General features: G+C 59.3%; 11 protein-coding genes and 1 pseudogene. 8 read left to right on the top strand and 4 right to left on the bottom strand.

Annotated features, from left to right (window positions below):
- The 4 genes from EN984_RS09425 to EN984_RS09440 form a co-directional block, all read right to left on the bottom strand.
- Positions 1-525: tetratricopeptide repeat protein (locus EN984_RS09425; protein ID WP_127383714.1), on the bottom strand; the 525-nt coding region annotated here is incomplete at its 3' end.
- Positions 526-579: 54 nt separating this feature from the next.
- Positions 580-1,530 carry a type II secretion system F family protein gene (locus EN984_RS09430; RefSeq protein ID WP_127269130.1) on the bottom strand — a complete coding sequence of 317 codons (951 nt, stop codon included), beginning with the start codon at positions 1,528-1,530 and terminating at the stop codon, positions 580-582.
- Between the two features lie 18 nt (positions 1,531-1,548).
- On the bottom strand, positions 1,549-2,520 hold the full coding sequence (locus tag EN984_RS09435) for a type II secretion system F family protein (RefSeq protein WP_127269129.1): 972 nt from the start codon (positions 2,518-2,520) through the stop codon (positions 1,549-1,551).
- Positions 2,520-3,908 (bottom strand): CpaF family protein, encoded by a 1,389-nt coding sequence (locus tag EN984_RS09440; protein WP_127272239.1) that lies wholly within the window; start codon positions 3,906-3,908, stop codon positions 2,520-2,522. Before EN984_RS09440 ends, EN984_RS09435 begins: the two co-directional genes overlap by 1 nt.
- Before the next feature lie 530 nt (positions 3,909-4,438).
- On the opposite strand from EN984_RS09440, the gene EN984_RS09445 reads away from it, so the two are divergent.
- The 8 genes and pseudogenes from EN984_RS09445 to EN984_RS09480 all read left to right on the top strand — a co-directional run.
- The gene (locus EN984_RS09445; RefSeq protein ID WP_127270765.1) at positions 4,439-4,654 is read left to right on the top strand and encodes a Flp family type IVb pilin; all 216 of its coding nucleotides are present in this window, start codon (positions 4,439-4,441) and stop codon (positions 4,652-4,654) included.
- 91 nt (positions 4,655-4,745) lie between these two features.
- A complete protein-coding gene (cpaB, locus tag EN984_RS09450) occupies positions 4,746-5,768 on the top strand; it encodes a Flp pilus assembly protein CpaB (protein WP_127270767.1) in 1,023 nt (340 codons plus the stop codon).
- 48 nt (positions 5,769-5,816) lie between these two features.
- Entirely contained in the window at positions 5,817-7,262 is a 1,446-nt protein-coding gene (locus EN984_RS09455) for a type II and III secretion system protein family protein (RefSeq protein ID WP_127272238.1), read from the top strand.
- On the top strand, positions 7,249-7,542 hold the full coding sequence (locus EN984_RS09460) for a hypothetical protein (protein WP_127268518.1): 294 nt from the start codon (positions 7,249-7,251) through the stop codon (positions 7,540-7,542). Before EN984_RS09455 ends, EN984_RS09460 begins: the two co-directional genes overlap by 14 nt.
- 69 nt (positions 7,543-7,611) lie before the next feature.
- Positions 7,612-9,096, top strand: coding sequence for a pilus assembly protein TadG-related protein (locus EN984_RS09465; protein WP_127268517.1), 1,485 nt, complete (start codon positions 7,612-7,614; stop codon positions 9,094-9,096).
- Positions 9,097-9,101: 5 nt separating this feature from the next.
- Complete coding sequence (locus tag EN984_RS09470; RefSeq protein ID WP_127268516.1) at positions 9,102-9,626, top strand: TadE/TadG family type IV pilus assembly protein; 525 nt, start codon at positions 9,102-9,104, stop codon at positions 9,624-9,626.
- A gap of 2 nt (positions 9,627-9,628) precedes the next feature.
- Complete coding sequence (locus EN984_RS09475; RefSeq protein ID WP_127268515.1) at positions 9,629-10,243, top strand: TadE/TadG family type IV pilus assembly protein; 615 nt, start codon at positions 9,629-9,631, stop codon at positions 10,241-10,243.
- Positions 10,240-10,479: pseudogene (locus EN984_RS09480) on the top strand (pilus assembly protein); the annotation flags it as partial. The gene EN984_RS09475 and the pseudogene EN984_RS09480, both read left to right, overlap by 4 nt.

Consider the following 10,479-nt stretch of genomic DNA (forward strand, 5'->3'; position numbering starts at 1 on the left):
CTGCACGCTTGACGACAAAAGCTTCAGATTGTTGGCGACGGTCGGGTCGTTGGGCGCCAATTCGTAAGCCTTGAGAAAATTCGAGCGCGCATCCTGCAGCTTGCCGCGCAGCAGGTAGGAATAGCCGACATTGTTGTAATATTCAGGCGTCGCGCCGACCAGCTTGAACGCCTTGGCATAGGCCTTGTCGGACAGGTCGAAGCGGCGGATCCGGTCGGTGCAGGCGGCAAGTCCCATCCAGGCGTTGCCATCATTGGGCGCCAGTTGCGTCGCCTTGAAGAACAGCGCGCCGGCATTGCCGTAATTCTCGGCACGGAACTGGTTCTTGGCCTCGGCGACGGCCTGGTCCGAGGCGTAATATTCGACATCGCTGACCGTCTTCAGCCCATCGAAAGCGTCGCCAAAAGACGTCACGTCGCCTTTCGATGGTTCGTTGGTGCGCACGACCCCGTCGGTTATGTCCGCCGTCTGGCAGCCGGCAAGCATTATCAACAGACAGGCTGCCGCCGCGTTAGCCCTCTTCATATAGATTCCCCCAAGGGTCTCGGACCTCATATTAGAATCAGATCATACACGCAACTAGAAGATAATGCCCCTCATGCGGATGATCACCGGCAGCATGATAACCATCATAACCACAGGGAAGATACACAGCCCCAACGGAATCATCATCTTCACCGGCAGAGAGTTGGCGCGTTCCTCTGCACTCAGAATTCGTTGCCCGCGCATCTCGGCGCTATAGACACGCAATGCATCGGTGAGACTGGTGCCGAGTTCTTCCGATTGCCTAAACAGGACAGCCAGTGCCCTGGCTTCGTCAAGCCCGATACGATCGGCGAGTTCGCGCAATGCCTCCCGCAACGGCTTGCCGGCACGCAACTGCAAATTCATGATCGACAGCTGTATTCCCAGCCATTTGTGGGTGCCAGCCATCTCATGACTGACGCGTTCGACTGCCCCCTCCAGGCTCATGCCGGCATCGGCGCAGGTGATCATCATGTCCATGAAGTCGGGGAAAGCTCGGCGATAGATCTGTTTCTGGCCGTTCTCGAAACGGTCGAGCAGAATGGCGGGAAGCACGATGCAGGCCAGGCCGAACAGGGCAGAACCTGCAAGGGTAATGAAACCCGGCAGGTGCGACGGCAGAGCCCGCGACAGGAGTGCATACATTGCCAGAAAGCCGACGCAGACCGCGACAAGGCGGCACAGCGTATAAATCAGCGGTGCGCTTGATTGATAAAAGCCGGCGCGAAACAGCTTCGCTTCCAAGGCGTTTGGCTCTTCCCGCTCCTTCTCGATCGACTTGAAGTAGGCATCGACCGGCCGTTGCGCCGAAATCTTGGCAAGCTGGTCTTGCCCGAGCATGGATCGACGGTCTGCGATTCCTTCACCCATCAGGCTCTGCGCGACAAGCTTACGGGTTTGCAGAGCTGGCAGAAAGACTAACGCACCGAACAGGAAAAGGGACACCGCCGCCGCGAAGACGACGATAGACACCAAGAAACCCAGATCCTGAATGTTCGAAAACAATTCTTTCGTCGCTCCCAGTCAGAAATCGAAAGTAACCATCCGGTACATGATGAAGTCGCCAAGCAGCGCCCACAACCCAAAAAGCATAAATATCGGGAAGACGAGCGGGTTGCTCCAAACGGCTCCGTAATAGGATGGGGCAAGGATTTGAAGCGTGAGGAACATCACAATAGGAAACAAGGAGATGATCCACGCGGAGACGCGACCTTCGGCCGAAAGCGCCCTAATTTTCATTCGCAATTTCTGCCGTTCACGCAGAACGGAGGAAAGATTGGCCAGAATTTCGGTCAAATTGCCGCCCGTCTTGGCCTGAATCGACAGCGATACCGACAGCAGCTGAAGCCCCTCGAAGCCGACGCGCTGCGAAAGCTTCCGCACGGCCTGCTCGATGCTGAGACCAAAGGTGATCTCATCGGAGACGATGCCGAATTCAGTGCCCAACGGATCCGGCATTTCGCGTGCGACCAGACCGATCGCGATCGAAGCGGGATGTCCGGCGCGCAGCGAACGAACGATCATGTCGAGCGCATCCGGCAGCTGTTTGGCAAACTTCCGGATTCGCTTGTTACGAGCGCGCCGGAGGACGAGAAGCGGCAAGATAAACCCTATGACCAAAAAAATGATGAGCGACGCCAAGGCAGAGAAATTGAAGAGGACCGCCAGCAGCAACGCCATCGCCAATCCGACAAGCAAGAACGTCGCGGCGAAGGTCAACGGATTTCCGGTGATACCGGACTGGGTATAGAGCCTGTTCAACCAGACCAGTCCAAAAAGAAAGTCGCCGGAGTCCGTGAGGCCGCGTTCTCGCAGCAACCCTTGCAACGTTTGTTCGGCTGGAACGTCGCCAGCGAGCCGCTTCAGCCGGCGATTGACTGCTAGAGACCGGGAGCGGCGGCCGGCAAAGGAAAGATAGAGAGCTTCGCCTGCCAGAATGACCGAGGCTGCCGCCAGCATGTAGATGAAGTAGAGCAGAGCTTGACCCGTCAGCATCAGAGGGCAACCTGCGGGTTGAAGGCGTCCTTGGCAAAATAATGGCCAAGCGTCGCGGCCTCCGGAGCGAAGCGCGGACGGACACCGGTCGCGCGAAAGTCGCCGATGACCTTGCCCTCGGCTGTGACCTCACGGCGGACGAAATGGTAGATTTCCTGGAGCTGCACGACATTGCCTTCCATGCCGGTCAGTTCCGATATGGAGGTGACACGCCGGCCTCCATCCGAAAGACGCTGTGTCTGCACGATGATGTCGATGGCGGACGCGATCTGCGCCCGGATTGACTCATGCGTCATCGGCATGCCGGCCATGCCGACCATCTGCTCCAGCCGCGAGATCGCATCGCGCGGCGTGTTGGCATGGATTGTCGTCATCGAGCCTTCGTGGCCGGTGTTCATCGCCTGCAGCATGTCGAAGGCTTCCTCGCCGCGCACCTCACCGACGATGATGCGGTCCGGCCGCATGCGCAACGCGTTCTTCAGCAATTCGCGCTGGCGCACCTCCCCCCTACCCTCGACATTGGGCGGGCGCGTTTCGAGGCGGCCCACATGCGGCTGCTGCAATTGCAGTTCGGCCGCATCCTCGATGGTGATCAGCCGCTCTTTCGAGGGAATGTAACTCGACAATGCATTGAGCAAGGTGGTCTTGCCGCTGCCGGTGCCGCCCGAAACCAGGATCGATTTGCGCGCCTGCACGGCGATCCGCAGCAGTTCGATCATCGGCGGACGAATGGAGTTGAAAGCCATCAAACGTTCGAGCGAATAGGGATTCTTGGAGAACTTGCGGATCGACACCAGGGGGCCGTCGACCGAGATCGGTCGCACCGCGATATTGACGCGCGAACCGTCTTCCAGGCGTGCGTCGACCATGGGCGACGATTCATCGACACGCCTGCCGATAGCCGAAACGATCTTGTTGATGACGCGCAACAGATGCGCCTCGTCGCGGAAACGGATTGCCGTCTCTTCGATCATGCCACGCCGCTCAATGAAGACGCGCTTGTGGGTGTTGATCATGATGTCGGTAATCGAATCGTCCTTGAGCAGCGGTTCGATTGGCCCGAGACCCAGCATCTCGTCGGCGGTGTCGCTGGTCAGCTGATCAAGCTCGCGTGCGTTCAATGGCACCGCACGAGCGCGAACGAACTCGCGCACGATCGGACGGATCTCATTCAGGATCTCGTCCTTGGAAGCGCTTTCAAGAGCGGTCAGGTTGAACCGATCGATCAAATGGCGATGAAGCTCGACTTTGAGCGTCAGAAAATCATTGCCATGCGATTCAATATCAGCGGCTGGCGAAAGAGCCGGAGCAACAGGCTGCACCACCAGCTGATCGGTCTTTGACGCTACCTGCTGTTCGCTTGTCCCCTTGATGAACCGCCCCAGCATAGTCGCTTATACTCCCCTCAGTCCCTCATTAGCGGAAACTAACTGTTAACCACGGGAGGCACAAGCGCCCAGGTGGTAGGCGTGCCCTCAATACTTTCTACATAGTTAAGATCAGAAGCCTGTAATAACGCGCTTATTTGATACGGCTGCCGGTTCGTGGTCAGGGCGTCGGCCCTGCTTTCCAGGCTCTTTCGACTTTTGGGGGCAAACCGCCCGGAAGAGGCTGCTAAACCCTTAGATATAAAGGAATATGCATTTGCGCTAATGCTTCCACAATCTTGCCCCATCGGGGGCCAAATTGTGAACGAATGGTTAAAGTCCTTGAAAAATGAAAAGAATCAAGCTGTTGCGAAAATTCGGAACTGTGATCTTCTTGCCGAATCATGTACATGAAAGTTAAGGAACTCTTAATCTCGTTTGACTCTGCGTTTTCTCGGGACCTAGGATCGAGATGACGGGGGATGCTTGGGTATGGATTTCATCCTTTGCTCTGTCTCGTCGGGTTCCAACCTCCAAAGGGAGAAATTGACATGAACAAGCTCATGACGATGACCCGGCAGTTCCGCGACGATGAGAACGGCGCTGCCATGGTCGAATATTCTATTCTTATCGGCATCATTGCCGTTGCATCGATCCTGACTGTCATCGCCATCGGCGCCTGGGTAAACGCCAGGTTCCTCGGTCTCTGCACCGCCCTCGACGCGGGGGCTGGCACCTGCAACGCGGCTGCGGGCACCGGTTCCTGATCGCCTGACTACATTCAGGCCCGGATCGTTCGAGCCGGGCCTGAATCCGATCGCAGCGGGCGAATCCCGCATTGGGGCTGGGGCTTGGGACATGCGCGCCAACACAATTATCATGATCGTGCTCGCCGGGGTGTTCGGCGTCCTGGCGGTGGTGCTGGTCAATATCTGGCTTGCCGGCCAGCGAAGCGCCATGGCACAAACGGGTGTCGTACAAGGCAGCACGGTCGTGGTTGCGGCAGTGCCGCTGAAGTTCGGTGACGCTCTGAGCGCAGATAAACTGCGCGAAGTTGCCTGGCCTGCGGGCGCGGTTCCAGCCGGGGCATTCAAGTCAACGAAAGACCTGCTAGCTGGCGACGGTGCCAAGCAGGCATTGCAAGCGATCGGCATCAATGAGCCGATTCTTGCTACCAAGATTACCGGCCCCGGCCAGCGCGCCACGCTTTCGGCGGTGCTCGGCGAAGGCATGAAGGCCGTGTCCATCCGCGTCAACGACGTGCTCGGTGTGGCCGGCTTCGTTTTCCCGGGCGATCGAGTCGATATCCTACTCACCCGCACGGCGCGCGGCGATGATGGCACGGATAAGAGTTTCGTCGACGTGCTGCTGCAGAGCATGAAGGTGCTGGCCATCGACCAGGTGGCCGACGAAAGCAAGGACAGCCCGACGGTGGTGAAGTCCGTGACGCTGGAGGCCAGCACCAGGGACGCGCAAAAGCTGACGCTGGCGGCAGGCGCCGGCCAATTGTCGCTGGCGCTGCGTCAGGCCGCAGCCAGCAAGGGCGAGACGACAGAACGGGTGACGCTTTCTGACCTGACCGGCGAAACGCCGGCCGATGTCGCCGCCAGGCAGGCGGAGCTCGACAAGAGGGCAGCAGCGGAAGCGGCAGCAGCAGCCGAGCGCAAGCGCGCCGAGGACAAGATTGCCGGGTTGACCCAGGCCGTGGAAAAAGTGGGAAGCCGTCTCGACGAACTTGGCCGGGCCAAACCGGTTCCTATCGCGGCACCGGCGACCAAGGAAGTGGTCAAATACGTGCAGCCGGAGCCGCCGGCACGGGCTACGGTCGGCGTGTTCCGGGGTGTGAAGCTCGAGACATATGACGTACCGCGACAACAATAAAGCGCGGCGAAACGGATGCTGCCACCAGCAGCGAGTGGGGAGACGGGGATGCGGGGTTCTTGGTTAGGGATAGCGACGGCCGCGTTGTCGTGTTTGGCGGCGCTGTTGCTGTCGGGCCTGGCGGCCGGTGCGGCCGACCGCTTCATCGATGTCTCAACCCCTGCCGTGCACCGGATTTTCCTGCCGATGTCACAATCGGTAACGATCCAGGTGAGTGCCAATCTGGGCGATATCGTCGTCGGCGACGAGAAGATCGCCGATGCGCAGCCGATGACCGACCGCACGCTCTATGTCATCGGCAAGGGCGCCGGCACCACCACGGTCAATCTGTTTTCCACCGACAAGCGCTCGCTCGGCGCGCTCCAGATCGAGGTCGGTGTTGATGTCAGCGACATGGCGCAGGCGATCCGCCAGGTGGCGCCGAAGTCGCGCATCGAGGTCGGCTCGGTCAACGGCAGGGTCAGGCTTGGCGGTCATGTCAAGGACGGCGCCACGCTGGCGGCTATCCTGGCGGTTGCGCAGCAATATGGCCCCGACGCCGTCATCAACTCCGTCATCGTCGACGACAGCCAGCAGGTCAATTTAGAAGTGCGCGTGCTGGAAGCCAAGCGCAACACCGGCCGCGATCTCGGCGTGTCGATCAGGAGCACGAACGGCAGTGGCACGACCCGTACCGGCACCGGTGTTGCTGCCGTCGACGAGGACGGAGTGGTGCTCGGGCCGGGCGGTCTGCTCAGCGGCCTCCTGTCGACCTCCAGTCCCTTCGGAGCCCTGATCACGCGCGTCATCGACAGCAACATCAAGGTCGATCTGATCATCGAGGCGCTCGAGTCCAAAGGCGCGGTGCGCATGCTCGCGAACCCCAACCTCACCACTCTTTCCGGCGAGCAGGCCAGCTTCAACGCCGGCGGCGAAGTGCCTATCCGAACGCTCGACAAAGACGGCGAGATAAGCATCGAGTACAAGCAATTCGGCGTTAACCTGCTGTTCACGCCGGTCGTACTCGACGACGGCAAGATCCATATGAGGCTGGCGCCGGAAGTCAGCGACCTGACCGGCTTCACCACCGCCGGCGACCCGATCTTCACCAACCGCAAGCTGGCAACCGTCGTCGAACTTCGCGACGGCCAGAGTTTCGCCGTAGGCGGGCTTCTGTCGAGCAAGACCACCAAGCTCCAGGACCAGGTGCCGTGGCTCGGCCAGGTGCCTGTCATCGGAACGCTGTTTCGCAATTCGAGCAACCAGAAGGAAGAGACCGAGCTGGTCGTCATCGTCACGCCGCACATCGTGCGGCCGGTGAAGCCCGGCGAGCAGTTGGCGACGCCGTTCGACAAGACACGGCCCGCCAACGATCCCGAATTCTTCGTGCTCGGACAGCTTGAAGTGACCAAGGATATGGTCCGTAAATATGAACTGGGCGAAGGCGTAACCGGCCCCTATGGCCACATGCTCGACTTCAAATCGAAGGACAAGATGCTCTATGTCAAGAAATAGCGCCTTGATCCTCATCCTGGGCACCGGCCTGCTGTCGGGCTGTGCCACGGACTATCTGAACCACTATGATTCGGTGACCCTGGCTGCCGGCGACACGCAGAAGTTCAATTCGATGCTGCAAACGGTCGACCCGCTCAATCCGGCCTCCAACAACACCAGGATCGAGGGTGACGGTGCGCGCGCCGCCGGTGTTGCTCAGAACTACAGATTTCCACCACCACCGCCGCCGCCGCCGGCCATCACGGTCAATGTCGGCGGGTCGGGAGTGACGAACCAGTGAACTGAACAGGGATGCGGTTTCAGTGCGCCAGGCAAGACGACCGGCGTCAGGGGAGCAAAGAGTAAGGCCATGCTGCGGACCTTTCGCGCGTTCTGGCAGGACCAGAGGGGAATAGCGCTGATCCTCGTCAGCATTACCCTGCCGGCGATTATCGGGTTTTCGCTGCTCGCCATCGATATGAGCAGGGCGAACAATCTGCATAATGATCTGCAAAAGGGCGCCGATTCGTTCTCGCTTGCCGCTGCTGCCGAACTTGATGGCCGGCCTGATAGCATCACGCGGGCAGACCGCGCGCTGTCCACCTTGGTCTTCAACAGATATAATTTCTCGACAGGTGGTACCGGCCCGCAGGATTTGTTGGCAGCCGGCGTAACCAGGCGCTATCTGAGATCTATTCCGGCGACCGACAATCTTCCGATCACCGCAGCCAATGTCATCACCGACGAGGTCGCAGGCGCCGTGCAAGCTCGCTTCATCGAGGTCACAGTAACGCCCGTAGGGTTCGCAGCGATCTTCCCCGTCTCTTTTCTGTCGTCGAACGCCAACGGATCGTTCAACATCGGGGCAGTGTCGGTCGCCGGCTTCACCTCCAGCGTCTGCGATTTCACCCCGGTGTACATCTGCAATCCCTACGAGAATACGGCTGACAACCTCTTTGACGTCGCCGCCGACCCGGCGAAGCGCCGCCGCATGATTGAGCTGCGCCAGCAGGGCGGCAGTTCGGCGCAGAACTCGCCTGGAAACTACGGCTTCCTGCAACCGCCGAATGGATCTGGCGCAAACGCCATCAGGGATATGATCGCCATGACAAAATCGCAGGCATGTTACGATCAACGTGGCGTGCTGCTGCGCCCCGGCTTCCTTGCGACGGTTCGCGATGCATTGAATGTTCGCTTCGACGTCTACGATGGACCGATGAACGGCAATAGAAACGACCCTAATTTTGCGCCAGGTGAAAACGTGCGGAAGGGCTACAGGACCCAAGGTAACGCGTGCAATGCCGCTGAAGTCAGCCCGGCGCAGCCGACAAATTTCCAGGCCTTGCCACGCGACCCGGTAGTCAACGGACGCATCGGCGACGGGAATTGGGATTTCGACCAATATTGGAATACCAATTTCAACACCACGACAAACCCGGTAACCGTTCCAAAGCCAATCGGGGCAGATGGTATAAACCCTGCCAGCAATACAAATCAGCCGACCCGCTACAGCGCCTATCGCTACGAGATTTCGCAGGGCATCGTAAATCACCCTTCGAATGGTGGCGAGCTAGGCGCCCCAGCCTGTTCGTCAAACAGCGTTTCCGATCCGGACCGACGACTCCTCTACGGCGCCATCTTAAACTGTCAGGCACTGGTAGCCGCCGGGTTGATGTCAGGAGGCAACTCCTCAGAGCCGCTACCGGTCGAGGCCTTCGGCAGTTTCTTCATCACGGAACCTGTGGAGAGCGGCCCAGATCAGACCATTAGAGTCGAGCTTGTAGACATCACCGGGCGCGGCGGCCAAGGCACGCTCGACAATTTTCTTCGCGACGAAGCCCAGCTCTACCGGTGACGGCCATGATCGCAACGCTCTACCGCCATCTGCATAGATTTAGACGCGATCCAAGTGGGACGGCGCTTGTCGAGATGGCGCTGATCGCGCCACTGATGCTGATCCTGTCGGCGGGTGTCTTTGAATTCGGCAATCTGATCCACGAAAAGCTGCTGATGGAAGCCGGGCTTTCGGACGGTGCCCGCTTTGCGGCGCGCTGCAACAGTCAGTTGTACACCAATGCTGGATTGACGATCGACTGCGCCGACATTGCCACCAACATCGCGGTGTTCGGCAACGCGACCGGGACAGCACCCGCGCGCATCGCCGGCTGGCAGAAGGCGAATGTGACGATGACCATCGCCGCCTCAGGCTCTTGTCACGATGCCGTGGTCGCCGGCGTCACTCAATATCGGTCCACCACCGCACAGGTTTGCATCGTCAGGGCGGCGGGCACCTTCGGTTACAGCGGGGTCGGCATACTGTATTTGCTCGGTATCGGGCCGATCACCCTCAATGGCTTTCACGAGGAGCGGTTGATCCGGTTCTGATCATGATCAAGCGTTTCGCAAAATCAGAGGACGGCACGGCGACAGTGGAAATGGCCATTGTCTCGACCCTGCTGTTTGCCCTTGTCTTCGGCTTCGTCGATTTCGGCTATGCATTATATCAGTGGAACTCGGCCACCAAGGCCGTCCAGGCCGGTGCACGGCTAGCCTCAATCTCGGATCCGGTCGCGCCGCAGATTTCCACGGCTGGCCCGACTACGACACCGGGATCTCCCGTTGTCGCGAATTCTTTTGCCTATGTTTGCAATGGCGCAACCTCGACCTGCAGTTGCACAGGTGCCCATTGTGTTGCCGGCGTGTGGTCAGCAACAAATTTCAGCAGAATTTTTGCAGGTGACGACGGAATATGTGGCCCGGTGGCCGGCAGTCGTCCTGGCATGTGCGACTTCGACCCCTTGCTGCTGCCAGCCAATGTCGTCATCCGCTATTCGGCTACGGGACTTGGCTATCAGACGCGAGCCGCAGGAAACGTTCCTACTATTTCAGTCAGCCTCCAAAATGTGAACTTCCAGTTCTTCTTTTTGAGTTTTGCAAACATCACCATGCCCTCCATGCTGAGCACGGTCACGGGCGAAGATCTGAAGAGCACCGCGTCATGAATGCCATCAACACCAAGGTTACGCCGACCAAGCGCAAGCAGGTGGCGCTGTTTTCGTCGGACCCGAATTTCAAGCGCGATGTGGCGACGCGGCTCGATGCGCTGGCGATCTATGACGTCAGGGTTTCCGAGACGAGCGACTTCCTCAAGGGACCGCCGGCCGATACGCGCCCGGGCATCGTCATCCTCGATCTCGGCAATGGCGAGCTGCTCGGCAGGCCCGGCATCGTCGAGGCG

The organism is Mesorhizobium sp. M7A.F.Ca.CA.004.12.1.1 (assembly GCF_003997835.1).
Taxonomy (GTDB): Bacteria; Pseudomonadota; Alphaproteobacteria; order Rhizobiales; family Rhizobiaceae; genus Mesorhizobium.

Bases quoted from the DNA above. Each gene is read 5' to 3' on its own strand.
- EN984_RS09435 (WP_127269129.1), bottom strand. From the start codon at position 2,520: ATGCTGACGGGTCAAGCTCTGCTCTACTTCATCTACATGCTGGCGGCA.
- EN984_RS09440 (WP_127272239.1), bottom strand. From the start codon at position 3,908: ATGCTGGGGCGGTTCATCAAGGGGACAAGCGAACAGCAGGTAGCGTCA.
- EN984_RS09445 (WP_127270765.1), top strand. From the start codon at position 4,439: ATGAACAAGCTCATGACGATGACCCGGCAGTTCCGCGACGATGAGAAC.
- cpaB (WP_127270767.1), top strand. From the start codon at position 4,746: ATGCGCGCCAACACAATTATCATGATCGTGCTCGCCGGGGTGTTCGGC.
- EN984_RS09455 (WP_127272238.1), top strand. From the start codon at position 5,817: ATGCGGGGTTCTTGGTTAGGGATAGCGACGGCCGCGTTGTCGTGTTTG.
- EN984_RS09460 (WP_127268518.1), top strand. From the start codon at position 7,249: ATGTCAAGAAATAGCGCCTTGATCCTCATCCTGGGCACCGGCCTGCTG.
- EN984_RS09465 (WP_127268517.1), top strand. From the start codon at position 7,612: ATGCTGCGGACCTTTCGCGCGTTCTGGCAGGACCAGAGGGGAATAGCG.
- EN984_RS09470 (WP_127268516.1), top strand. From the start codon at position 9,102: ATGATCGCAACGCTCTACCGCCATCTGCATAGATTTAGACGCGATCCA.
- EN984_RS09475 (WP_127268515.1), top strand. From the start codon at position 9,629: ATGATCAAGCGTTTCGCAAAATCAGAGGACGGCACGGCGACAGTGGAA.